The organism is Rhizobacter sp. J219 (assembly GCF_024700055.1).
GTDB lineage: Bacteria > Pseudomonadota > Gammaproteobacteria > Burkholderiales > Burkholderiaceae_C > Rhizobacter.
On sequence record NZ_JAJOND010000001.1, the window covers coordinates 3,205,592 to 3,227,589 of the forward strand.

Genomic DNA, 21,998 nt, shown 5'->3' on the forward strand with positions numbered 1-21,998 from the left:
TTCACGCTCGGAGAGACGCTCAGGCTAGGGGGTGGCTACGCCGTGTGGGCGGTCTTCGCGAGCACCTCGCGAGCGAGGCAGAGATCGTCCCAGGACTTGGCTTTGTCCTCGGGATTTCGCAGCAGGTAGGCCGGGTGGTAGGTCACGATCAGCGGCACGCCCTGGTACTGGTGCACCCGGCCGCGCAGGCGGCCGATCGGCTCGTCGCTCCGCAGCAGGCTCTGCACCGCGAAGCGCCCCATTGCGAGGATGATGCGCGGCTGCACCAGCGCGATCTGGCGGATCAGGAAAGGCTCGCACTGCGCCAACTCGGCCGGCTCGGGGTTGCGGTTGCCGGGTGGGCGGCACTTCACCGTGTTGGCGATGTAGACCTGCTGTGCTGCGGGCGCGTCACCCCGCGTAAGGCCGACGGCGCGCAGCATGTTGTCGAGCAGCTGGCCCGACTTGCCGACGAAGGGCTCGCCCTGGCGGTCTTCCTGCTCGCCGGGGGCTTCGCCGACGATCATCCAGTGGGCGCGTTCGTGGCCGACGCCGAAGACGGTCTGGGTGCGGCCGCTGCACAGCTTGCAGGCGGTACAGCCCGAGACGGCGGCGCGCAGCGCGGGCCAGTCCATCGTGTCGACGCCGGTGGCTCGGGAACCGGGCACGGCCTTCGGCGTGGGTGCCGCCGTGGGCACAGCTGCGGGCGCGGGTGCCACCACCGCCTCGGCCACGGCAGCCGTCGCCACGGGCTCGGGCTCGCCGGAGTTCCACACACGGATGCCCATCTCGGCGAGCATCGCGACCTGGCGTTCAGTCCAGCCCACGTGAGGCCTCCTGCAAGGTGCAGCTCATCACGATCGCGTCTTCGCGGCCGTTCGGGTGCTCGTCACGCGACGCCGGGTAGTAGCCGCGGCGCAGGCCGATGTGGCGGAAGCCGTAGCGTTCATAGATCGCCCGGGCGCGCAGGTTGCTGCCGCGCACTTCGAGCCAGATCTGGTGCGCCCCGCGAGCGCGGCCGAGGGCGCACAGCTCGTCGAGCATGAAGCGGGCGTGGCCCTGGCCTTGCGCGGCAGGGGCGACGGTGATGTTGAGCAGGTGCAGCTCGTCGACCCCCTCCATCGCGACGAAGTAGCCGAGCAGCTCGCCATGCGCGCCATGCAGCACCTGCGCCGCGTAACCGGCGGCGAGCGAGTCGATGAAGTTGCCGCGCGTCCACGGGAAGGCATAGGCCTGCAACTCGATGGCGAGTACGGCATCGAGCTGCTGCACGGTCATGGGCACAAGCAGGCGCTCGTCGCGCAAGACGGCGCTCATCAGGCGCTCTCCTTCGCCAGCCGCACCGCCTCGCGCTCCTGGGTGGTGAGCGCCACCTTGTCGCGCAGGTACACCGGCAGTGCATGGGCGGCGTCGACGGTGTGACCTGCCGCCAGCAGCTGGGCGGTGACGTCCACCAACGCGGCCGCACGAGAGCGCTCGCGCCGCACGGTCAGGGCAGCGCCGAACTGCAGCCGATCGCCGAAAGCGTCGAGCGCCGAGCCGGCGACGAGCGTGGGCAAGGCCGCCTGCCAAAGCGCATTCAACGCGTCGAGGGTGTAGAGCGCGGGCGCTGATTGCGTGACCCAACGGCCATCGTCCCAGCGGTAGGCGCCGGCGTAGACCTCGTCCATGCGCGCGTCCATCGCGACCCACAGCTCGACGGGTGCCGCATCGCCGAGCTGGGTGCGGGCGTCTTGCGCGACGATGATCAGGCTGTCGACCGGCACCACCGGCTTGCCGGCCCCGAACGCGAGGCCCTGCGCGACCGAGCACGCGGTGCGCAGGCCAGTAAACGCGCCCGGGCCGCAGCCGAAGGCGATGGCGTCGAGTGCCTTGATCGGGCAGTCCGCCTCGGCCAGCAGCGCCAGCACATCGGGCACCAGCCGCGCCGAGGCCTGCGCCCCGCCGGCCGCGTCGCGCGTGAGCACGCCATGCGGCGTGCGCAAGGCGATGCTCATCGCATCGGTCGAGGTGTCGAAGGCCAGCAGGCGGGTCATGCCACGAGTCTACCGGGCGCCCCTCTCGCCGCAGGTCGCGTGCGATCATCCCCCCATGCTGATACGCGACATCGTGCGCGGCCTGGCCGCAGCCAGCCTGATCTGCCTGAATTCGCACGCCGGTGGCACCACCCATAACGGCCTGCCGCCCGAGGTCGACGCCGCCCTGCAACGCGCCGGGGTGCCGCGCGAGGCGATGGTGGTGGTGGCCCAGGAGGTGGGCGCGCCTGAGCCGCGCCTCGCCTGGCAGCCGCAGCTCCTCGTGAACCCCGCCTCGCTGATGAAGCTCGTGACCACCAGCGCCGCGCTCGACCTGCTGGGGCCCGCCTGGGCCTGGAGCACGCCAGTGTGGATTCAGGGCACCACGCTCAACGGCGTGCTCGACGGCAACCTCGTCATCAAGGGCACCGGCGACCCGAAGTTCGTGCAGGAGCGCCTCTGGCAGGTGCTGCGGCGGGTGCAGCAACTGGGGGTGCGCGAGATCCGAGGCGACATCCTCCTCGACCGCAGCGCCTTCAAGCTGCCGCCGCACGACCCGGCCGCATTTGACGCCAAACCCCACAGCCCGCAGAACACCGGCGCCGATGCGCTGCTGCTGAACTACAAGTCGGTGCAGCTGACCTTCACGCCCGACACCTCGCGGGGCGTGGCCGTCGTCTCCAGCGAGCCGCCGCTGGCCGGTGTGCGCATCGACCACACGGTGCCGCTCGCCAACGGCGGCGGCTGCGGCGACTGGCGCGAGTCGCTCAAGCCCGACTTCACCGAACCGCTGCGCATCCGCTTCACCGGCAGCTACCCGGCGGCCTGCCCCGAGCAGTTCTGGCAGGTCGCCTACGCCGACCCTGCAAGCTACAACGCACGCGTGCTGGCCGGCCTGTGGCGCGAGATGGGCGGCAAGCTGATCGGCCGTGTGCGTGAAGGGCAGGCTCCGAACGATGCTCCGAGCTTCCAGGTGACGTCGCCATCGCTGACGGAAGTGGTGCGCGACATCAACAAGTTCAGCAACAACGTGATGTCGCAGCAGCTCTTTCTCACGCTGCCCATGACGCAGCGCGGCGGCACCGGCACTCCCGAGCAGGCGCGCGACCTGCTGCGCGCATGGCTGGCCGAACGCTTCGGCGACGCGGCCCGGGGCTCGGTGATCGACAACGGCTCTGGCCTCTCGCGCGACACCCGCTTGAGCGCCCAGTTGCTCGCCCGCTTGCTGCAGGCGATGTACGCCGGGCCCACGATGCCCGAGTTGATGGCGTCGCTGCCGGTGATCGGCGTCGACGGCACACTGCGCCGCGCCCGCAACGGCGCCACCGGTCGTGCCCACCTCAAAACCGGCTCGCTCAACGGCGTGGCCGGTGTCGCCGGGTATGTGCTGAGCAACGGTGGTCGCCGCTACGTGCTGGTGGCGGTCATCAACCACCCGAACGCCAACCTCGCGCGACCGGCCCTGGAGGCGATGGTGCAGTGGACGGCGAACGACCTCGCACCGCCCATACCGCCGCAGCCGCTGGTGGCGCCGCTGCCTGCACCGCCCTCGCTTGCGCCGCCGTCACCGGCCCCGTCTGCGCCGATCGCGCCGCCTCCCTTGCCCGCGCCGGCCTCGGCACCGGCGTCCGCCGCACCACCCGGCTGACCGATGAACCTGCTCTCGCTCGATTGGCTCGGCTACGTCGCGGCCACGCTCACCACCGGCTCGTTTGCGCTGCAGGCCTGGCACACCTTCCGCACCCGCGACGTGAGCGGCATCTCGCTCGGCATGTACAGCGCCTTCACCGTCGGCGTGGCGCTGTGGCTGGCCTACGGGCTCGTGCTGCGCTCATGGCCGATCACCATCGCCAACGCTGTGACCTTGGCGCTCGCGCTGAGCATCCTCGCGATGAAGGTAGGGATCGAGACGCGCCGGCGCCAGCGCCGGCATTGACTCAGAACGGGTTGTTGCGCGCCCGGTAGACGGCCGACGAGCCGAGACGCGACTGCGCGTTGGCACCCAGCTGGTAGGGGCCGGCCCAGAGGAAGTCCGAGGCGTGGTTGGTGCGCGCCGCGGTCACCAGGAAGGGGTCGGACTCATCGCAGTCGGGCAGCGCGTTCACACACGCGGCATCGACGATGTTCGCGATGCCGTAGCCCGAGGGCGAACGCTGGATCACCAGCACCAGCTCGTCGCCAAGCACGAGACCGGCCGAATGGCCACCGCCGCGCACCTCCTGGAGCTTGACGCGCAGGCGAGAGTTGAAGCGCGCCGTGAGCGTCTGCAGCAGCGCCGCTTGCGGAGACACGCGGCCGGCCGGCGTGGTGCCCACGTCGGGGATGGTCGACACGATGACCCGCGCCCCGCGGTCGGTGACGCGGATCACCTCTTCTCCCACCGCTGTCCCGGCGGCTTCGGCCGCTGCGATCGCGAGCTCGGGCGTGGCCAACGCGGCAGCGGCCAGCACGTCGTGCGTGCCCACCATGATGGTCACCAGGTCCTGGCCATTGAAGCCCGGGCCGGCCATGTATGCATTGATCTGCGCGCGCATCATCGCGACCGTGCTGTTGGCCTGGGCCCGCATGAAGGCCCGTGCAGTGGTCGCGGTGGTCAGGCACTCGGCGAACTGGTAGCCGTAGTCGTTGGCCAGGACCTGGACCCAGATCGGGTTGCGCGTGCAATCGCGAACGGTCGGCGTGGCCAGCGTCGTGCCATCCGGCGCACGCTCCACCCCATTGACGGTGTACTTGCGGCCATCGCTGGGGAAGCCCGGATCGGGCTCGATCAGGCTGGCCTCGTCACCGAACACGATGATGCGGTCGGGGATGAACTTCTCGATCTGGTCCCCACCCCCGCACGACGCGAGCAGGGCGAGGGCGGCACTTGCCAGGGTCACACGCACCAGGTTCAGCTTAGCCAACGACAACTTCATGAAGTCTCCAAAGACGAGGGTCAGGCAGCCGCAGCACGTTGCAGCCGGTCGCGCACGCCGTCCCACTCGGGGGTGTCGGGCGGCGTTTCGACCCAGATGAGATGCGCGCCCTGGTCGTCCAGTTCACGCAAGGTGGAAAAGAGTTGGTGGGCGGCGGGCACCGCCTCGGTGGGCATGGCCCGGTAGACCACCCCGCGCGCCGCGCCACGCGGCACGGTGCGGCAATATACCGCCAGCTTCAAAGCCGCCGGTTGGCCCGGTGCATCGAGCACCTGCAGCGCCTGGCGCAGCATCTCGGCCGTCATCAGCCGCAGCTTGGCACGCGGCGCATAGTGCGCCTCCAGCGTGCCCGAGGCCTTGGGGGCGGCCTCGTCGCGGTCGAACACCGGCTCGCCGGCAATCGCCTCCAGCCGGGCGCGTGTGAGCACCCCGGGGCGCAGCAACACCGGCCGCCCGCGCGAGCAGTCGACGATGGTCGATTCGATGCCGCCTTCGCACGGGCCACCATCGAGCACAAGCAAATCGTCGCCCAGCTCTTCAACCACATGGCGTGCGAGCGTGGGGCTGATGCGGCCGAACCGGTTGGCGCTCGGCGCCGCCACGCCTTTGACGCCCAGGCGCAGCGCCTCTTTGAGCAGCGCCTGGGCTACGGGGTGCCGCGGGCAGCGCAGGCCCACGGTGGCTTGCCCACCGGCGGCGGCCGAGGCCATCTCGGGGCGGCGCGGCACGATCACGGTGAGCGGGCCGGGCCACAGCGCCTCGGTCAAGCGCTGCGCCACCGGCGGCCACTCGGCCGCGAAGGCCGACGCCTCGGCCGGGGTGGCGATGTGCACGATCAGCGGGTGGTCGGCAGGCCGGCCCTTGGCCTCGAAGATGCGCGCGACGGCGGCATCGTCATCGGCGCGTGCGCCCAGGCCATAGACCGTCTCGGTGGGCACGCCGACGAGCTGCCCCGCCGCGAGCGCCTGCGCCGCACGCAGCACCGCATCCGCATCGCGCCCGTCGAGCAGCATGTGGCCAGGCCCCCCGCTTGTCACCAGGGCGCCAGGCCCAGCAGCGAAGCCGCCTTGAGCGCCGTGGCACGCGCCGCCTCGGCGCTGGCCGCGGTGACGGTGAGGTGTCCCATCTTGCGGCCACGCCGCGCGCTGGTCTTGCCGTAGAGGTGCAAATGCACGCCGGGCAAGGCAAGCACTGCATCCCACGGCGGCGTGGTTTCGGCCTCACCGTGGCGGAACCACAAGTCGCCCAGCAGGTTGAGCATCACCGCCGGTGAATGCAGGCGCGGCGTGGCAAGCGGCGCGCCGGTCAGCGTGCGCACTTGCAGGTCGAACTGCGACAGGTCGCAGGCATCGAGGGTGTAGTGGCCGGAGTTGTGGGGCCGCGGCGCCATTTCGTTGGCCACCAGCGTGCCGTCTTTCAGCACGAAGAACTCGACGCACAGCACCCCCACGTAGCCCAGCGCCTCGGCGATGGTGCCGGCAGCAGCGACCGCCTGCTGCTGCACGGCGGGTGTCACGTCGGGTGCAGGCACTTGGGTGACCGCGAGGATGCCGTCACGGTGCAGGTTCTGCTGCAGCGGGAAGTGCACCCACTCCCCGGATGCGCCACGCGCCACGATCACGCTCACCTCGTAGGCCAGCGGCAGCATCTTCTCGAGCACGCAGGTGACCTGCTTGAGCTCGACCCAGGCGCGGGCCAGATCGTCACGCGTGGCCACGCGCACCTGGCCCTTGCCGTCGTAGCCGAGGCGCGCTGTCTTCAGCACTCCGGGCAGCAGGTCGTCGGACACGGCGGCCAGTTGAGCCGCGGTCTCGATCACCGCGTGTGGTGCACACGGCACGTCGCAAGCGACGAAGTGGGCCTTCTCGAGCGCACGGTCCTGACAGGTGGCCACCGCATCGCCCGCGGGCGCCACCGGGCGCGTTTGCCCAAGTTGATGCAAGGCCGCAGCCGGCACGTTTTCGAATTCGGTGGTGACCGCGGCCGAGACACGCGCCAGCTCGGTCAGGCCCGTCGGGTCGAGGTAGTCGGTACGCAGATGGTGGTGCGAGACCAGCCCCGCCGGGCTCGACACATCGGGGTCGAGCACCGACGTCGAATAGCCCATCTGCTGCGCCGCGTGCACGAACATGCGGCCCAACTGGCCACCGCCCATCACGCCCAGCGTCGCGCCGGGGGGATGAACTTGAACGTCATTTCAGCTCGCCGGTCATCGCGCGCGCCACCTCGGTCTGGCGGACGCGGTAGGCCTCCAGCTCGGTGCGCAACGCCGGCTGTTCGTTGGCGAGCATCGCGACGGCAAAGAGCGCGGCATTCGCGGCACCGGCCGTGCCGATCGCAAAGGTGGCGACCGGAATGCCCTTGGGCATCTGCACGATGGAGTGCAGCGAGTCGACGCCCTGCAGGTGCCGGCTCGCCACCGGCACACCCAGCACCGGCACGGTGGTCTTGGCGGCCAGCATGCCCGGCAGGTGGGCCGCGCCGCCCGCACCGGCGATGATGGCCTTCAGCCCGCGCGAGGCCGCGCTTTCGGCATAGCTGAACATGTCGTCCGGCATGCGGTGGGCCGAGACCACCCGCGCTTCGAAGGGGACACCGAACTCGGCGAGAATCTCGGTCGCGAGGCGCAGGGTCTCCCAGTCGCTGCTGGACCCCATCACCACGCCGACCACGGGGGCGCTGCTCAAGGCTCGCTCCAAGTGCTCAAAGAACCTTGAATTGTAGGCGGGCAGGCTTCACCTGCCCTGCCCGACCCACTGGCGCACCACCCATGGACATCACCCTCCAGAACTTCGAAGCCGACCTCATCCAAGCCTCGATGCAGCAACCCGTGCTGCTCGACATCTGGGCGCCGTGGTGCGGCCCGTGCAAGTCGCTGACGCCGGTGCTGGAGAAGCTGGAGGTCGCCTACGCCGGCCGCTTCAAGCTCGCCAAGTGCAACGCCGACGAGCAGCCCGAGATCTCGGGTCAGCTGTCGCAGATGTTCGGGGTGCGCAGCATCCCGTTCTGCGTGCTCTTCAAGGACGGCCAGCCGGTCGACGGCTTCGTGGGCGCTTTGCCCGAAGCGCAGTTGCGCGAGTTCCTCGACCGTCACGTGCCGAGCGCCGAGGCGATGGCCGCCGATGAAGACGTCGCCGCCGCCGAAGAGTTGCTGGCCGAAGGCGACACCGAGAGCGCCCTCGAAAAGCTGCAGGAGGCGGTGGCCATCGACCCGGCCAACGACGCCGCGCGCTACGACTACCTGCGTGCGCTGCTGCTCGCCAACCGCGTGGCCGAGGCGCGGCGCGCCTTCGAGCCGGTGGCGAGCAAGGTGATGCTCGATGCGCGCCTGGCCGCCGCCGGCCACTGGATCGATGCCTGCGAGAAGGCCCCCGCCGCGCGCAGTGCCGACGTGCTGGCGGCCGCCATCGCCGCCAACCGCCGCGACTTCGACGCCCGCTTCGAACTCGCGCAGACGCATTTCGCCGCCCAGCGCTTCACCGAGGCGATGGACGAGCTGCTGGAGATCGTGATGCGCGACAAGGCCTGGAACGGCGAGCTGGCGCGCAAGACCTACGTCGCGATCCTCGAACTGATGAGCAAGCCGGCGCCGAAGAGCACCGAGGCCGCTGCGCCCAAGAGCGCGCTGGAAGTGACGGCCAAGGTCAACACGGCACCAGCCGACCCGGTCGTCGACCAATACCGCCGCAAATTGAGCATGGCGCTCTTCTGAGCGCCCAAAGGGGCCGCTGGAAGCTTCAGCCGGCCAGGGTGGCGACCGCCTTTTCGATCGCCGCGATCGACATCGCCTGCTCGCGTTCGTGCGTCTGCCAGTCGGCAGAGGCCAGCTCGCGGTGACGGGCTGCCACCTCGACCTGGCCCAGCTGCGCGAACACCTGCGCCAGCCGGTAGTGCGCCGCCGCGCGATCATCGGCATCCCGGTCATGGCCGACCGCCACCTGCGCGGCCACCGCGTCCTTGCGCGCCTGCTCGGTTTGGCCGAGTTGCAGGCGACACCACGCCAGGTCGGCACCGAGCGATGCACGCATGCGGTCCAGCCCTTGCAGCAAGCCGTCGCTGAAGTGGGCCTCATAGAGCGAGATCGCCTCGGCCCACTGGCCCTGCATCGCACACACACGGGCGCGGTGCAGCGGCACCAGCGCATCGAGCGAGCCAATGCCGATCAGCGCGTCGAGGTTGGTGGCCGACTGCAGGCTCAGCTCGGCGCGGCGCAGCATGGCCGGGTCCTGTTCGCGCGTCATCATCGCGTGGCGCGATTGATCGGCCAGCAGGCCCGCCATGTTGTACATGATGGCGCTGAGCATGGTTTCGTCACCCTCGGCGCTCGCATGCAAGCGCGATTTGGCGTACCAGGGCTGTGCGGCATCGAAGCGGCCGCCGAAGTGATAGGCCAGCGCCACCACCAGGCACGCCCGAGCGCGGGCGCTGTGGTGCTCGGCATCGGCGAGCTGCAGGGCCTCGGCCACGTGACGGCCCATCGCGTCGAGGTCGTACGCGGTGTAGTCCATGTGCGCCAGCCACGCGGCGGCCAGGGCATTCAGGCGGCGGTCACGTGAGGCGGCGCTCAGGGCATGCGCCCGTTTGATCTTGTCGTGTGCAGTCTGGCCGAGATCGCTGAAGTAGCTGGTGAGCCCTTCAGCGAGACTGATCCACGCGTTGACGCGCGGGTGCGGGTTGTATCCGTACTGCGACTGCAGGCCGGCGATGATGCTGCGCGCTCCGGTGAGCTGGCCTTGGCGGGCCAGCAGACCAGCCCGTTCGGCCCGCAGGCAGTCGGCCTCGGGCGGCGACGACGCGGCCGCGATGGCCGCATCCAGGTGGCTCAGGAGGCGCGACTTCATCGAGCTTCAGCCGGTCAGGCGCTGCAAGGCCTCTCGGTATTTGTCGGCGGTCTTGGCGACCACGTCCGGCGGCAGGCTCGGCGCCGGCGCCTTCTTGTTCCAGGGCTGGCCATTCACGCGCGCCTGCTCCAGCCAGTCGCGCACGAACTGCTTGTCGTAGCTCGGCGGGTTGCGCCCTTCGCGGAACGCGGCCTCGTAACCCTCGATGGGCCAGAAGCGCGACGAGTCGGGCGTGAGCACCTCGTCCATCAGCGTGAGCGTGCCATCGGCATCGAGGCCGAACTCGAACTTGGTGTCGGCGATGATGATGCCCTTCTTCAAGGCGATCTCGGCCGCAGTGGTGTAGAGCTGGATTGCCGTCGTGCGCACCTTCCCGGCCAGCTCAGGGCCGATGATCCCCTGCATGCGCTCGAACGAGATGTTCTCGTCGTGGTCGCCCATTTCGGCCTTGGTGGCCGGCGTGAAGATGGGCTCGGGCAGGCGGCTCGCGTTCTTCAGGCCGGCGGGCAGCTTGACGCCGCAGACCGACTGCGAGGCCTGGTATTCGGTCCAGCCACTTCCGGCCAGATACCCGCGCACCACCGCCTCGACCGGCAGCGGCTTCAGGCGCTTGACCAGCATCGAGCGGCCACGCACCTGTTCGCGCTCGGCGGCCGTCACCACCGAGGTCGGGTCGTCGCCAGTCAGGTGGTTGGGCACGATGCCCTGCAGGTGTGCGAACCAGAACAGCGCCATCTCGGTGAGCAAGGCGCCCTTGCCCGGGATGGGCTCGCCCATGATCACGTCGAACGCGCTCAGGCGGTCGCTCGCGACCATGAGGATGCGGTCGCTGCCGACCGCGTAGTTGTCGCGCACCTTGCCGCGTGCAAGCAGCGGCAGCGAGGTCAGCGTCGAGTTCAGCAGGGCCTGCGGCATGCTCAGACCACGGTCTGGGCGAGCTCACCCTTGGCATAGCGCTGGGCAATCTGCGCCAGGCTCTGCGCCTTGATCTTGCCGGCCTGGCCTTCGCAGCCGAACTGCTGGTAGCGCGCCTTGCACACCGCCTTGGCGGCCTCACGCGCGGGCTTGAGCCACTCGCGCGCATCGAACTTGTCGGGGTTCTCGGCCAGGAACTTGCGCACGGCACCGGTCATGGCGAGGCGGATGTCGGTGTCGATGTTGATCTTGCGCACGCCGAACTTGATGGCTTCCTGGATCTCTTCGATGGGCACGCCGTAGGTCTCTTTGATCTTGCCGCCGTACTGGTTGATGATGGCCAGCAGCTCGGCCGGCACCGACGACGAGCCGTGCATGACGAGGTGCGTGTTGGGGATGCGCTTGTGGATCTCTTTCACGCGCGAGATCGCGAGGATGTCGCCGGTGGGCTTGCGCGAGAACTTGTAGGCGCCGTGGCTGGTGCCGATGGCAATGGCGAGTGCGTCGAGCTGGGTTTCGCGCACGAACACCGCCGCCTCCTCCGGGTCGGTCAGCATCTGGCTGTGGTCGAGCTTGCCTTCGGCGCCGATGCCGTCTTCTTCACCGGCATCGCCGGTCTCCAGATTGCCGAGGCAACCCAGTTCGCCTTCGACGGTCACGCCGACCTTGTGCGCCATCTGCACGACCTTGCGGGTCACGTCGACGTTGTAGGCGAAGTCGGCCGGGGTCTTGCCATCTTCGCGCAGCGAACCGTCCATCATCACCGAGCCGAAGCCGAGGTTGATGGCGCCTTCGCACACGGTGGGCGTGGTGCCGTGGTCCTGGTGCATCACCAGCGGGATGTGCGGATACGCCTCGGTGGCGGCCTGGATCAGGTGCTTGATGAAAGGCTCGCCTGCGTACTTGCGCGCACCAGCGCTTGCTTGCAGGATGACCGGAGCGCCCACTTCATCGGCAGCGGCCATCACGGCCTGCACTTGCTCGAGGTTGTTGACGTTGAAGGCCGGGATGCCGTAGCCGTTTTCTGCGGCGTGGTCCAGGAGCTGGCGCATTGAGACGAGTGGCATGGTCGAGTCCGGAAGTGATGAAACCTGCGGCCGGGTTGGCGATGTGCGCACACCCGGTGAAACAGCGATGTAACCGCTGCAAAACCGGTCGATTGTAGCGGCCGACCCTCAGTGAAAACCCTTCGCCCGAGGCCGTCTCCCATGTCTGGGGGACCCTGCTCCCCGGGATGTGCAAGCGAGGAATTGCGGGGTGTTGGCGGCGCTTTTCGCGCTTCAGATCCGCAGGCTCAGGCCGACACTGGACTTCCGCTTTTCCACGCGAAGAGACCTCCATGGCACGACTCGACCTCAACGCCCTCACCCTGCACATCACCGCGTCTGCGTTGCAGCACCCGGACGATCTGGCCACGCACATTGCCGAGGTCGGCCAGGTGAGCCGCAGCACCGCACGCAAGGCCCTGCAGCGCCTGGTGCAGCTGGGGTGGCTCAGGCGCGAAGGGTCGACGCGCCAGCCGCGCTTCCAGCCCGGGCTGCTGCGCCAGGTGGTCAAGCGCTACGCCCTCACAGGACTGCAGGAAGACCTGCCCTGGTCGCGCGACTTCGCCCGCTGCTTCGACCTGCCGGCCGAGGTGCGCCGCATCACGCAGCACATCTTCGGTGAGCTGCTCAACAATGCCATCGACCACAGCGGCGGCGAGAGCGTGACCGTCTCGCTGCGCCAGACGCCGAGCCACGTGCAGCTGCTGGTGTCGGACGACGGCTGCGGCGTGTTCGATCAGCTCTCGCGCTCGTTCTCGCTCGACGACCCGGCACTGGCCATGCTCGAGGTCAGCAAAGGCAAGCTGACGAGCCAGCCCGCACGCCACGCCGGCCGGGGCCTCTTCTTCAGCTCGCGCCTCGCCGACGTGTTCGACCTGCACGCCAACGACACCGCCTTCCAGCACCGCCTGTGGGACCGCGGCTGGCACCCGGGCCGCGCCCTCAAACGCCGCGGCACCTCGGTCTATGCCGCCATCGCACTCGACACCACGCGCAAGCTCGACGACGTGCTGCAGGCCTACAGCCTCGACGGCGCCGGCTTCGGATTCGAACGCACCACCGTGCCGCTGCGCCTGCTGGCCACGCCGCTCGCAGGCCTCGATTCACGCGCGCAGGCGCGCCGCGTGGCCGCACGCCTTCAGCAGTTCCGCCGCGCCGAGATGGACTTCGACGGCGTCACGGCCATCGGCCACAGCTTCGTCGACGAACTCTTCCGCGTGCTTCCGATGGACGGCGTGGAGATGGTGCCGACGAACATGTCGCCGAAGATCGAAGCGCTGGTGCGCAGCGTGCGCGAGGCCTAAGCGGGTCGAACGCCGGGCCGCCCCAAGCCGGCCCGCATCCCCTCGGGGGATCGGCTGGCGGACTCGCCAGCCGAGGGGCTGGCACTAGCCGATTCGCTCTGCGCGGTAGCCCGCGGCGCGCATCGCCGCGAGGATTTCCGCAATGTGCTCCACCCCGCGCGTGTGGACCACCACCTCGATCTGCACCCGCTCGACCGACACCGAGCTGAACGCCCGCTGGTGCTGCACCTCGTCGATGTTGGCACCGAGCTTGCCGAGCAACGTGCACACGTCGGCCAGGGCGCCGGGCACATCGCGGATGTCGAGCCGCAGCCGTGCGAGGCGACCCGACTTCACCATGCCGCGCTCGATGATCTCGGCCAGCACCAGCGGTTCGATGTTGCCGCCGCTCAGCACCAGGCCCACCTTGCGCCCGTCAAAGCGGCCACGGTGTTTCATCAGCGCGGCCAGCGCCACCGCGCCCGCGCCTTCGACCACCGTCTTTTCAATCTCCAGCAGCAGCACGATGGCCTGCTCGATGTCGTCTTCGTCGACCAGCAGCACATCGTTCACACGCTCCTGAATGAGCGGCAAGGTGAGCACGCCCGGCGCCTTCACGCCGATGCCGTCGGCAATCGTCGCCTGCTGAACTTCGCGGTCGCCGTGATGCTTCACGTTCCACGCCGCAGGAAAGCGTTCGGTCTGCACGCCCACCACGTCGAGGCCCGGCTTCAGCGCAAGCGCCGCTGAGGCCATGCCGCCGATCAGGCCGCCACCGCCGATTGGCACCACCAGGGTGTCGATCGCCGGCTGTTGCGCCAGCATCTCGAGCGCGACCGTGCCCTGCCCGGCGATCACCGCCGCATCGTCGAAGGGGTGGATCAGCGTGAGCTGTCGTTCGCGCGCCAGCAGCAAACCATGTGCCCGCGCGTCATCGAAGGTGTCGCCGTGCAGCACCACCTCGGCACCGAAGCGGCGGGTGTTGGCCACCTTCACCGGCGTCGCGAAACGCGGCATCACGATGGTCGCGGGGATGCCCAGCCGCTGGGCGTGATAGGCCACGCCCTGCGCATGGTTGCCAGCCGAAACAGCAAGCACACCGCGTGCGCGCTCTTCCTCGCTCAGCTGTGAGATCTTGTTGAGGGCGCCGCGCTCCTTGAACGACGCGGTGAACTGCAGGTTCTCGAACTTCAGGAACACCTCGCAGCCCGCCAGCTCACCCAAGGTGCGCGAAGGCAGGCACGGCGTTTCGAGCACGTGCCCGTGCAAACGGCGTGCCGCTGCACGGACATCGTCGAGCGTTGGGAGCAGCGTTTCCATGGCGCGATTGTGGCCTCGCCCAACGCATTCGCGTGAACGCGTGATGACGCGATAAGGTCGCCCGCCAGCATGAAGCAGTTCACACGCACCCTGGCCGCGATGGCCCTCGTCCTTCCCACGCTTGCCTGCGCCCAAGTCACGATGAAGCCCGACGGCGTGCTGCGCTCGTTGTGGACCTTCGCGTCCAGCGTGAGTGGCGGCAACACGAGCGCCACCACCGCCACGCTGACCGGCGAGACGGTCAAGCAGACCGACCACAGCAAATGGCTCACGCTCGGCCGCGTGTTCTATGCACGCGACGACCAGCGGGCGACAGCGGCGACCTATGCCGTGACCACGCAGTACGACCAGGATCTCATCAACCAGGACTACTTCGCCGTCGCGAAGATCGACTACCTTCGCGATCGGCCGGCCAACATCGCGTCACGCGTGTCGGCCTACGGCGGCCTGGGCCGGCACGTAATCCGCGAGGACAACAATACCTGGGACGTGTTCGCCGGCTTCGGCTACACCGACGACCGCTACGTGGGCACCGCCGACGTCAATGGCGAGCTGCGCAGCCGCTACGGCCGCTCGGAAGCGCTGCTGAGCGAAAACTCCAACCACAAGCTCACGCCCAACACCACGCTGCGGCAGAAGCTGGAGTACTACGCCGATCTGCGCAACAGCGGGGAATACCGCGCGGTGTTCGACACCGGGCTGTCGGTGGCGATGACGGCGACCTGGCAGCTCACCACAGGCCTTCAGTACCGCTACAACAGCGCGCCCGGGCGGGACCTCAAGCACTACGACGTGCAGTTCCTGACCGGTATCTCGCTGCGCTTCGATTAGCCCACCAGGCAGACCTTCAGCATGTTGGTGCCGCCCGGGTAACCCATCGGCTCGCCGCAGGTGATCGCGTAGGTGTCGCCGGGCTTCAGCACGCCAGCCTCCACCAGCATGCTCTCCGCATGCTTCAGCGCCTCGTCGCGGTCGGTGTGGCTGGACATGAGCAGGGGCCGCACGTTGCGATAGAGGCACATGCGGCGCTGGCTGCCCACCTGCGAGGTCAGGCCGAAGATCGGCACGTGGATCTTGTGGCGGCTCATCCAGAGCGCGGTCGAGCCCGATTCGGTGAGCGCCACGATCGCCTTGCAGCCAAGGTGGTGGGCGGTGAAGAGTGCACCCATCGCGATCGACTGGTCGATGCGGCCGAACTTCTTGTCGGTGAAGCTCGCATCGAGCGAGATCTCTTCCGCGTTCTCGGCCTCGACGCAGATGCTGGCCATCATTTCCACCGTCTCGACCGGGTACTTGCCGGCGGCCGTCTCGGCGCTCAGCATCACGGCGTCGGTGCCGTCGAGCACGGCGTTGGCCACGTCGCTCACCTCGGCGCGCGTGGGCACCGGGTTCACGATCATCGACTCCATCATCTGCGTGGCGGTGATCACCACGCGGTCGAGGTCACGCGCCATCTTGATCATGCGTTTCTGCAGCGCCGGCACGGCGGCGTTGCCCACCTCGACCGCGAGGTCACCGCGCGCGACCATGATGCCGTCGCTGGCCTTGATGATCGATTCGAGCACCGGGATCGCTTCGCTGCGCTCGATCTTGGCGATCAGCGCCGGCTTGTGGCGGTATTGCTCGCCCGCCACGTTGGCGAGCTGGCGCGCCATCTCCATGTCGGTCGCGTTCTTCGGAAAGCTCACCGCCAGGTATTCGCATTGGAAGCTCATCGCGGTCTTGATGTCTTCCATGTCCTTGGCGGTCAACGCGGGCGCGGTCAGGCCGCCGCCAGCCTTGTTGATGCCCTTGTTGTTCGACAGCTCACCGCCGATCACGACGGTGGTGTGCACCTCGGCGCCCTTCACCGCATCGACCGTCAGCTTGAGCAGGCCGTCGTTGAGCAGCAGCGTGTCGCCGGGGCGCACGTCGCGCGGCAGCTCCTTATAGTCGAGGCCCACGCGCTCGTTGTTGCCGAGCGCGGTGGTCGCGCCGTCGAGGATGAACTTCTGCCCCGGCTCGATAAAGGTCTTGCCGCCTTCGAACTTGCCGACACGGATCTTCGGGCCCTGCAGGTCGGCCATGATGGCCACTTCCTTGCCCACCGCCTGAGCCGCCTCGCGCACGAGCCGGGCGCGGTCGATGTGGTCTTGCGCCGTGCCGTGCGAGAAGTTGAGTCGCACCACGTCGACCCCGGCCCGGATCATGCGCGCCAGCACCTCGGGGGAACTGGAGGCGGGGCCAAGGGTGGCGACGATCTTGGTGGCGGGCATGCAGGGTCTCCGTTCAGGGCAGTCGTGAGTCGTTCAAGCGGCGCGCTTTTGCAGGATTTCGAAGGCGGGCAGTGTCTTGCCTTCCAGCACTTCGAGGAAGGCGCCGCCACCGGTGGAGATGTAGCCCACGTCCTTCTCGATCTTGTACTTGGCAATCGCCGCCAGCGTGTCGCCGCCGCCGGCGATGCTGAAGGCGCTCGACTCGGCAATGGCACGCGCCAGCGTCTCGGTGCCCTTGGCGAAGGCATCGAACTCGAACACGCCGACCGGGCCGTTCCAGACGATGGTGCCGGCCTTCTTGAGTTGCTCGGCGAGCTGCGCGGCCGTCTTCGGGCCGATGTCGAGGATCAGGTCGTCGGCGGCCACGTCGGCGGCGGCCTTGACGGTGGCGGGCGCGTCGGCGGCAAAGCTCTTGGCAGTCACCACGTCGACCGGGATCGGCACCGCGGCGCCGCGTGCCTTCATCGCCTCGATCACCACCTTGGCTTCACCGACCAGGTCGGGTTCGGCGAGCGACTTGCCGATGGGCAGGCCGGCGGCCAGCAAGAAGGTGTTGGCAATGCCGCCGCCGACGATCAGGCCGTCGACGTTCTTCGCGAGCGATTGCAGGATGGTCAGCTTGGTGCTGACCTTGCTGCCGGCGACGATGGCCACCAGCGGGCGCTTCGGGTTGGCCAGCGCCTTGGAGATCGCGTCGATCTCGGCCGCCAGCAGCGGGCCGGCGCAGGCGATCTTGGCGAATTGCGCGATGCCGTAGGTGGACGCCTCGGCGCGGTGGGCGGTGCCGAAAGCGTCATGCACGAAGATGTCGCACAGCGCGGCCATCTTCTTCGCCAGTTCTTCGTTGTTCTTCTTCTCGCCCTTGTTGAGGCGGCAGTTCTCGAGCATCACGAGTTCGCCCGGCGCGACCTGCACGCCATCGACCCAGTTGGCCACGACCGGGATCTCGCGGCCCATCAGCTCGCCCATGCGCTTGGCGACCGGCGCCAGCGAATCCTCGGGCTTGAACTCGCCTTCGGTCGGGCGGCCCAGGTGTGACGTGACCATGACGGCCGCGCCGGCCTTCAGGGCCCTCTCGATGCAGGGGATGGAGGCGCGGATGCGCGTGTCTTCGGTGATGTTGCCGGCGTCGTCTTGCGGGACGTTGAGGTCGGCACGGATGAACACACGTTGACCGGCTGCCTTGCCTTGGGCGGCAAGGTCTTCGAAGCGGAGGACTTTCATGGTGGGGCTGAACGTGATGACGTGAATTGCAGCCCGCTATTGGACACCAGGAACTCGGCTGTAACTCACCACCCCAGGCCGAGTTTCAAGGGAATCAGCACCACCATGCCGGTGACGATGGTGCCGAGGATGCCGCGGCGCCAGAAGAAGTAGCCGGAGGCGGCAGCAGCCGCGTACAGCCGTGCATCTTTCCAGGTCTCGATGAGCTCGCCCTGGGCCATCACGACCTCGGGCACCACCACCGCGGCCAGTGCGGCGAGCGGTGCATAGCGCAGGCCGCGCTTGACCCAGTCGGGCAGCACCAGCTCCTGCTTGGAGATAAGGAAGAAGCCGCGCGTGAGCACCGTGATGACGGTCAGGCCGACGATGGTGACGAGGGCGTAGCCGCTGTTCATGTGGCCGCCCTTTCGGCCACCGATTCGCGCGGGCCCGGCGGGCGCGCACGTTCGAGGGCGGCGCGCAGGCGACGGCCGGCGTCGCCGCCGCCGTCCATCATCAAGCCGATGCACACCGCCGCGGCAATCGCCACCACGATGTGCAGGCGAAACGGCAGCGAGAACGCCGCCACCGCCGCGGCACCGGCCACCATGGCGGCGAGCGCCGTCGCGCGGTCGGAGATCAGCGAGTAGGTCAGGCCCAGCAGCGCCAGCACACCGGCGAAGCCGAGGCCCCAGTGGGTGGGGATCACGTCGGCGAGCAGGATGCCGACGACGGCCGGCACCTGCCAGCTGAACCAGTTGGCGGCCGAAGCGCCCATGAAGTACTCGACCTGGCCTTCGTCGTCGCGCGCTTCCGGAAAGCGCTTCATGAAAAGCACGTAGGTGAGGTCACCGCTGAAGTAGCCGAGCAGCAGCCGGTCGCGCAGACGGTACTGCATGAAGTACGGCCGCCACTGGGCGCTGAAGATGACGAACCGAAGGTTGATGCACAAGGCCGTGGCCCATACCACCCACACCGGGGCGCCGACCATCATCAGCGGCAAGGCCGCCAGCTGTGCGCTGCCGGCGTAGACCACGAAGGTCATCAGCAAGGCCAGGGGAATCGACAGGCCTCCCTTGACCATCGCCACGCCGGTCACCAGGCCCCAGGCCGCGATGCCCAGGCTGAGGGCGCTCATCTCGCGGGCGCCAGCACGGAACTGTGCGTGGCGCAGCGTCTGGCTCAGGGAATGCATACGGTGATTGTCCTCGTGCCGCCAGCTGCGCGCTCGCGACCGCCGGGAAAGGCTCAGGATTCCTGCGCCTTCGCGGCTTTGCCGGGCTTGCCGGCCTTCTTGTCAGCCGGCGCGGGGTCGGCCGGCGCGGCTTCAGCGGCGGATTCGGGCTTGGCCTCGGCCGTCTTGGTCTCCGAAGCTCTTCGGCTTGGTGCCGAGTTGCGGTGCCACCGCCTCGATCTTGTTCTCGCGCATGTAGTCGTTCATGTCGCGCCAGCCGGCGAACACGGAAGCCTTGTCGGCCTTCTTGTTCAGCGCGTAGCAGTCTTCGATCGCCCGGCCGGCATGGCGGCAGGCACCACCGATGGCCCGGCCCTCGGCTTCCTTGGCCGCAGCCACCTTCTCGGCCGAGTCGCCGAAGAGGTCGCAGCCGACCAGCGAAGAGGCGGCCAGCAACAGGGGGAAGAAGGTGAGGCGTCGCATGACAGATCGAAGAAGAGTCGTGGCCCGATTGTCGACACGCCCCGGCCGGCGGATGGCAGACAAAAGCGGGGTTTGCACCCCGCTTTTCCGGCAGCCACCACACCCGTCAGACCATCGCCAGCAGGCGCTGCACCCGCTCCTCGGTCGAGGGGTGGGTGGAGAAGAGGCCGCGCAGACCACCTCCCGACAGCGGGTTCATGATCATCATCTGCGCCGTCTCGGGGTGACGCTCGGCGGCTTCCATCGGCAGGCCCTGGGCGTAGCGCTGGATCTTCTGCAGCGCGCTGGCAAGGGCGGCCGGGTCGCCGGAGATCTCGGCTCCACCGCGGTCGGCTTCGAACTCGCGGGCGCGGCTGATGGCCATCTGGATCAGGCTCGCCGCCAGCGGGGCCAGGATCATCACCAGCAAACCGACGATGGGGTTGTGCGGGCGGCCTTCGCTGTCGCGCCCGCCGAAGAACATCGCGAAGTTGGCCAACATGGAGATCGCACCGGCCATGGTGGCGCTCACGGTGCTGATGAGGATGTCGCGGTGCTTCACGTGCGCCAGCTCGTGCGCCATCACGCCGCGCAGCTCGCGCTCGGAGAGCACGCGCAGGATGCCGGTGGTCGCCGCCACCGCGGCGTTTTGCGGGTTGCGGCCGGTGGCGAAAGCGTTGGGCGCGTCTTCCTGGATCAGGTAGACACGCGGCATCGGCAACTGGGCGCGCTCGGCCAGCTCGCGCACCATGCGGTAGAAGCCGGGGGCGCTGGACTCGTCGACCTCCTGCGCGTTGTACATCTTCAGCACCAGCTTGTCGGAGAACCAGTAGCTGAAGAAATTCATGCCCAACGCCAGCAAGAGCGCGAACATCATCCCGGCGCGGCCACCCACCATGGCACCGATGGCCATGAACAGCGCGGTGATGGCCGCCATCAGCACCGCGGTCTTCAACAGATTGAACATGCGTGAATCTCCAAAAGGGGATCGTCCAGCCCCTCAGGTGCGGCTCGCGCCGCAAAGTTCAACGGTCGGCGTTGCCGAACCGCTGGCCGGGATGAACGGGACAGGCCTGCAGGAATTGGCGGGCGCTGACGCGTTTGCCGCCGGGGCGCTGCAACTCGATCAGTTCGAGCGTCCCGCTTCCACAGGCGACCGTGATGTGCTCGTCAGTGACCGCCAACACCTGGCCTGGTTCGCCGGTGCCGGTGCTGACACGCGCACGCCACAGCTTCACGGTGTCAGCCCCGATCGGGCTGCTGGCGCCGGGGAAGGGGTCGAAGGCGCGGATGCGCTGTTCGATCTGCGGGGCCGGCTGCGTCCAGTCAATCGCCGCTTCCACTTTCTCGATCTTGTGGGCGTAGGTCACGCCCTCGGCCGGCTGGGGCGTGCGGACGAGGCCCCCGCAGGCCGCCAGTTCGAGCGCTTCGACGATCAGCCGGCCCCCCAGGGCTGCAAGTCGGTCGTGCAGGCGGCCGGTGGTGTCGTCTGGGGCGATGTCGACCGCTTCGACGAGCAGCATGTCGCCGGTGTCGAGGCCGGCATCCATCTGCATGATCGTGATGCCGGTGCGGGCGTCGCCTGCCTCGATCGCACGGTGGATCGGCGCGGCCCCGCGCCAGCGGGGCAGCAGCGAGGCGTGGATGTTCAGGCAACCGCGGGGAGGCAGGTCCAGCACCCACTGCGGAAGGATGAGGCCATAGGCCGCCACGACCATCACCTCGGGCTGGGCCGCCTGCAGTGCGGCGCGTGCGTCGGAAGCATCGGCCGGGTATTTGCCGTCCAGCCGCAGGCTGCGCGGCTGCGCCACCGCGATGCCACGCGCGAGGGCCAAGGCCTTGACCGGCGAGGGTGTGAGCTTCATGCCACGCCCTGCCGGCCGATCGGGCTGCGTGAGCACCAAGGGCACGTCGAAGCCGGCCGCCAGCAACCGCTCCAGCGCGGCCGCCGCGAATTCCGGCGTGCCGGCGAAGACAACTCTCATGCCGCGCTCACGGGCGTTGCTCGTCCCGCGTCTTCTTCAACATCTTGGTCTTGATGCGATCGCGCTTGAGCGGGCTCAGGTATTCGACGAAGACCTTGCCCATCAGGTGATCCATCTCGTGCTGGACGCAGACCGACAGCAGGCCTTCGGCGTCGAATTCGTAACTTTCGCCAGCACGGTTCAGGGCGCGCACACGCACACGAGCATGCCGAGGCACCTTGTCGTAGACCGTGGGCACGGAGAGGCAGCCCTCGTCGCCCAGCGTCATCTCCTCGCTGCGCTGCACCAGCTCGGGGTTGATCAGCACGCGCGGCACGTCACGGCCTTCCGAGGTGTCGATGACGATCACCCGCTCGTGCACGTCGACCTGGGTGGCCGCCAGGCCGACCCCGTCGGCGGCGTACATGGTCTCCAGCATGTCGTCGACCAGCTGGCGGATGCGGTCGTCGACCTGCACCACGGGCTTGGCAATGGTGTGCAGGCGGGGATCGGGATAGCGAAGAATGTCGAGCTTGGGCATAGAAACCAGCGAAAAATCAGCGGGAAATCAACAACTAGGGAAGCACCCTAGGGTCGCCAGACCGTGTGGACGGCATGCAACGCCG

General features: G+C 68.6%; 23 protein-coding genes and 1 pseudogene. 5 read left to right on the plus strand and 19 right to left on the minus strand.

From position 1 onward, the window contains the following. Positions 1 to 35 precede the first annotated feature (35 nt). Genes LRS03_RS14905 through tsaB form a run of 3 tightly spaced genes read right to left on the minus strand, consistent with a single transcriptional unit; the run spans position 36 to position 2,015 of the window. A complete protein-coding gene (locus tag LRS03_RS14905) occupies positions 36 to 806 on the minus strand; it encodes a uracil-DNA glycosylase (protein ID WP_257826364.1) in 771 nt (256 codons plus the stop codon). After that, on the minus strand, positions 793 to 1,296 hold the full coding sequence (rimI, locus tag LRS03_RS14910; RefSeq protein WP_257826366.1) for a ribosomal protein S18-alanine N-acetyltransferase: 504 nt from the start codon (positions 1,294 to 1,296) through the stop codon (positions 793 to 795). Before rimI ends, LRS03_RS14905 begins: the two co-directional genes overlap by 14 nt. After that, positions 1,296 to 2,015 (minus strand): tRNA (adenosine(37)-N6)-threonylcarbamoyltransferase complex dimerization subunit type 1 TsaB, encoded by a 720-nt coding sequence (tsaB, locus tag LRS03_RS14915; RefSeq protein ID WP_257826368.1) that lies wholly within the window; start codon positions 2,013 to 2,015, stop codon positions 1,296 to 1,298. The genes rimI and tsaB overlap by 1 nt, the downstream gene beginning before the upstream one ends. Positions 2,016 to 2,070: 55 nt before the next feature. Between tsaB and dacB the strand changes: the two genes are divergently transcribed. Beyond that, positions 2,071 to 3,642, plus strand: coding sequence for a D-alanyl-D-alanine carboxypeptidase/D-alanyl-D-alanine endopeptidase (gene dacB / locus LRS03_RS14920; RefSeq protein WP_257826370.1), 1,572 nt, complete (start codon positions 2,071 to 2,073; stop codon positions 3,640 to 3,642). Positions 3,643 to 3,645: 3 nt separating this feature from the next. Continuing rightward, complete coding sequence (locus LRS03_RS14925) at positions 3,646 to 3,930, plus strand: SemiSWEET transporter (RefSeq protein ID WP_257826372.1); 285 nt, start codon at positions 3,646 to 3,648, stop codon at positions 3,928 to 3,930. A gap of 1 nt (position 3,931) precedes the next feature. Here LRS03_RS14925 and LRS03_RS14930 read toward each other — a convergent pair whose 3' ends face one another. The 4 genes and pseudogenes from LRS03_RS14930 to purE form a co-directional block, all read right to left on the minus strand. Further along, complete coding sequence (locus LRS03_RS14930; protein WP_257826374.1) at positions 3,932 to 4,909, minus strand: SGNH/GDSL hydrolase family protein; 978 nt, start codon at positions 4,907 to 4,909, stop codon at positions 3,932 to 3,934. A gap of 20 nt (positions 4,910 to 4,929) precedes the next feature. Beyond that, positions 4,930 to 5,922, minus strand: a complete 993-nt coding sequence (locus LRS03_RS14935) for an L-threonylcarbamoyladenylate synthase (RefSeq protein ID WP_257826376.1) — start codon at positions 5,920 to 5,922, stop codon at positions 4,930 to 4,932. 20 nt (positions 5,923 to 5,942) lie between these two features. Further along, positions 5,943 to 7,085, minus strand: a pseudogene (locus tag LRS03_RS14940) (5-(carboxyamino)imidazole ribonucleotide synthase); the annotation flags it as partial. A gap of 16 nt (positions 7,086 to 7,101) precedes the next feature. Next, on the minus strand, positions 7,102 to 7,566 hold the full coding sequence (gene purE / locus LRS03_RS14945) for a 5-(carboxyamino)imidazole ribonucleotide mutase (protein WP_257829569.1): 465 nt from the start codon (positions 7,564 to 7,566) through the stop codon (positions 7,102 to 7,104). A gap of 113 nt (positions 7,567 to 7,679) precedes the next feature. Between purE and LRS03_RS14950 the strand changes: the two genes are divergently transcribed. Next, positions 7,680 to 8,621: a tetratricopeptide repeat protein gene (locus LRS03_RS14950; protein WP_257826377.1), complete on the plus strand. Its 942-nt coding sequence runs from the start codon at positions 7,680 to 7,682 to the stop codon at positions 8,619 to 8,621. A gap of 25 nt (positions 8,622 to 8,646) precedes the next feature. On the opposite strand, the gene LRS03_RS14955 is transcribed toward LRS03_RS14950, so the two are convergent. From LRS03_RS14955 to fba, 3 genes are read right to left on the minus strand one after another with little or no spacing between them, the layout of a single operon-like run. Beyond that, complete coding sequence (locus LRS03_RS14955; RefSeq protein ID WP_257826378.1) at positions 8,647 to 9,750, minus strand: hypothetical protein; 1,104 nt, start codon at positions 9,748 to 9,750, stop codon at positions 8,647 to 8,649. Between the two features lie 6 nt (positions 9,751 to 9,756). Then, positions 9,757 to 10,665, minus strand: a complete 909-nt coding sequence (locus LRS03_RS14960) for a phosphoribosylaminoimidazolesuccinocarboxamide synthase (protein WP_257826379.1) — start codon at positions 10,663 to 10,665, stop codon at positions 9,757 to 9,759. Positions 10,666 to 10,667: 2 nt separating this feature from the next. Further along, positions 10,668 to 11,732, minus strand: coding sequence for a class II fructose-bisphosphate aldolase (fba, locus tag LRS03_RS14965; protein ID WP_257826380.1), 1,065 nt, complete (start codon positions 11,730 to 11,732; stop codon positions 10,668 to 10,670). Between the two features lie 272 nt (positions 11,733 to 12,004). On the opposite strand from fba, the gene LRS03_RS14970 reads away from it, so the two are divergent. Further along, complete coding sequence (locus LRS03_RS14970; RefSeq protein WP_257826381.1) at positions 12,005 to 13,015, plus strand: ATP-binding protein; 1,011 nt, start codon at positions 12,005 to 12,007, stop codon at positions 13,013 to 13,015. An 84-nt stretch (positions 13,016 to 13,099) separates the two neighbouring features. Here LRS03_RS14970 and LRS03_RS14975 read toward each other — a convergent pair whose 3' ends face one another. Continuing rightward, a complete protein-coding gene (locus LRS03_RS14975) occupies positions 13,100 to 14,314 on the minus strand; it encodes a threonine ammonia-lyase (RefSeq protein WP_257826382.1) in 1,215 nt (404 codons plus the stop codon). Between the two features lie 69 nt (positions 14,315 to 14,383). Between LRS03_RS14975 and LRS03_RS14980 the strand changes: the two genes are divergently transcribed. Further along, positions 14,384 to 15,145, plus strand: coding sequence for a DUF481 domain-containing protein (locus LRS03_RS14980; protein ID WP_257826383.1), 762 nt, complete (start codon positions 14,384 to 14,386; stop codon positions 15,143 to 15,145). On the opposite strand, the gene pyk is transcribed toward LRS03_RS14980, so the two are convergent. The 8 genes from pyk to def all read right to left on the minus strand — a co-directional run bounded on the left by pyk (position 15,142) and on the right by def (position 21,913). Then, a complete protein-coding gene (gene pyk, locus LRS03_RS14985) occupies positions 15,142 to 16,569 on the minus strand; it encodes a pyruvate kinase (RefSeq protein WP_257826384.1) in 1,428 nt (475 codons plus the stop codon). The two genes, LRS03_RS14980 and pyk, sit on opposite strands and share 4 nt — an antisense overlap. Positions 16,570 to 16,602: 33 nt before the next feature. Further along, on the minus strand, positions 16,603 to 17,793 hold the full coding sequence (locus LRS03_RS14990; RefSeq protein WP_257826386.1) for a phosphoglycerate kinase: 1,191 nt from the start codon (positions 17,791 to 17,793) through the stop codon (positions 16,603 to 16,605). A 65-nt stretch (positions 17,794 to 17,858) separates the two neighbouring features. Beyond that, positions 17,859 to 18,188 carry an AzlD domain-containing protein gene (locus LRS03_RS14995; RefSeq protein ID WP_257826387.1) on the minus strand — a complete coding sequence of 110 codons (330 nt, stop codon included), beginning with the start codon at positions 18,186 to 18,188 and terminating at the stop codon, positions 17,859 to 17,861. Beyond that, positions 18,185 to 18,967 carry an AzlC family ABC transporter permease gene (locus LRS03_RS15000; protein WP_257826388.1) on the minus strand — a complete coding sequence of 261 codons (783 nt, stop codon included), beginning with the start codon at positions 18,965 to 18,967 and terminating at the stop codon, positions 18,185 to 18,187. The genes LRS03_RS14995 and LRS03_RS15000 overlap by 4 nt, the downstream gene beginning before the upstream one ends. 132 nt (positions 18,968 to 19,099) lie before the next feature. Beyond that, positions 19,100 to 19,429, minus strand: coding sequence for a hypothetical protein (locus tag LRS03_RS15005; RefSeq protein ID WP_257826389.1), 330 nt, complete (start codon positions 19,427 to 19,429; stop codon positions 19,100 to 19,102). 106 nt (positions 19,430 to 19,535) lie between these two features. Continuing rightward, on the minus strand, positions 19,536 to 20,375 hold the full coding sequence (gene htpX, locus LRS03_RS15010; protein ID WP_257826390.1) for a zinc metalloprotease HtpX: 840 nt from the start codon (positions 20,373 to 20,375) through the stop codon (positions 19,536 to 19,538). A gap of 58 nt (positions 20,376 to 20,433) precedes the next feature. Beyond that, positions 20,434 to 21,393 (minus strand): methionyl-tRNA formyltransferase, encoded by a 960-nt coding sequence (gene fmt, locus LRS03_RS15015; protein WP_257826391.1) that lies wholly within the window; start codon positions 21,391 to 21,393, stop codon positions 20,434 to 20,436. Positions 21,394 to 21,400: 7 nt separating this feature from the next. Continuing rightward, positions 21,401 to 21,913, minus strand: a complete 513-nt coding sequence (def, locus tag LRS03_RS15020; protein WP_257826393.1) for a peptide deformylase — start codon at positions 21,911 to 21,913, stop codon at positions 21,401 to 21,403. Between the last annotated feature and the right edge of the window lie 85 nt (positions 21,914 to 21,998).

Excerpts from the sequence above, each read along its gene's own strand:
- LRS03_RS14980 (WP_257826383.1), top strand. The coding sequence starts at position 14,384 with ATGAAGCAGTTCACACGCACCCTGGCCGCGATGGCCCTCGTCCTTCCC.
- LRS03_RS14955 (WP_257826378.1), bottom strand. The coding sequence starts at position 9,750 with ATGAAGTCGCGCCTCCTGAGCCACCTGGATGCGGCCATCGCGGCCGCG.
- purE (WP_257829569.1), bottom strand. The coding sequence starts at position 7,566 with ATGGGGTCCAGCAGCGACTGGGAGACCCTGCGCCTCGCGACCGAGATT.
- LRS03_RS14995 (WP_257826387.1), bottom strand. The coding sequence starts at position 18,188 with ATGAACAGCGGCTACGCCCTCGTCACCATCGTCGGCCTGACCGTCATC.
- LRS03_RS15000 (WP_257826388.1), bottom strand. The coding sequence starts at position 18,967 with ATGCATTCCCTGAGCCAGACGCTGCGCCACGCACAGTTCCGTGCTGGC.
- dacB (WP_257826370.1), top strand. The coding sequence starts at position 2,071 with ATGCTGATACGCGACATCGTGCGCGGCCTGGCCGCAGCCAGCCTGATC.
- LRS03_RS14990 (WP_257826386.1), bottom strand. The coding sequence starts at position 17,793 with ATGAAAGTCCTCCGCTTCGAAGACCTTGCCGCCCAAGGCAAGGCAGCC.
- LRS03_RS14960 (WP_257826379.1), bottom strand. The coding sequence starts at position 10,665 with ATGCCGCAGGCCCTGCTGAACTCGACGCTGACCTCGCTGCCGCTGCTT.
- LRS03_RS15005 (WP_257826389.1), bottom strand. The coding sequence starts at position 19,429 with ATGCGACGCCTCACCTTCTTCCCCCTGTTGCTGGCCGCCTCTTCGCTG.
- LRS03_RS14970 (WP_257826381.1), top strand. The coding sequence starts at position 12,005 with ATGGCACGACTCGACCTCAACGCCCTCACCCTGCACATCACCGCGTCT.
- LRS03_RS14975 (WP_257826382.1), bottom strand. The coding sequence starts at position 14,314 with ATGGAAACGCTGCTCCCAACGCTCGACGATGTCCGTGCAGCGGCACGC.
- rimI (WP_257826366.1), bottom strand. The coding sequence starts at position 1,296 with ATGAGCGCCGTCTTGCGCGACGAGCGCCTGCTTGTGCCCATGACCGTG.
- htpX (WP_257826390.1), bottom strand. The coding sequence starts at position 20,375 with ATGTTCAATCTGTTGAAGACCGCGGTGCTGATGGCGGCCATCACCGCG.
- tsaB (WP_257826368.1), bottom strand. The coding sequence starts at position 2,015 with ATGACCCGCCTGCTGGCCTTCGACACCTCGACCGATGCGATGAGCATC.
- fmt (WP_257826391.1), bottom strand. The coding sequence starts at position 21,393 with ATGAGAGTTGTCTTCGCCGGCACGCCGGAATTCGCGGCGGCCGCGCTG.
- LRS03_RS14925 (WP_257826372.1), top strand. The coding sequence starts at position 3,646 with ATGAACCTGCTCTCGCTCGATTGGCTCGGCTACGTCGCGGCCACGCTC.
- LRS03_RS14930 (WP_257826374.1), bottom strand. The coding sequence starts at position 4,909 with ATGAAGTTGTCGTTGGCTAAGCTGAACCTGGTGCGTGTGACCCTGGCA.
- def (WP_257826393.1), bottom strand. The coding sequence starts at position 21,913 with ATGCCCAAGCTCGACATTCTTCGCTATCCCGATCCCCGCCTGCACACC.
- LRS03_RS14950 (WP_257826377.1), top strand. The coding sequence starts at position 7,680 with ATGGACATCACCCTCCAGAACTTCGAAGCCGACCTCATCCAAGCCTCG.
- fba (WP_257826380.1), bottom strand. The coding sequence starts at position 11,732 with ATGCCACTCGTCTCAATGCGCCAGCTCCTGGACCACGCCGCAGAAAAC.
- pyk (WP_257826384.1), bottom strand. The coding sequence starts at position 16,569 with ATGCCCGCCACCAAGATCGTCGCCACCCTTGGCCCCGCCTCCAGTTCC.
- LRS03_RS14935 (WP_257826376.1), bottom strand. The coding sequence starts at position 5,922 with ATGCTGCTCGACGGGCGCGATGCGGATGCGGTGCTGCGTGCGGCGCAG.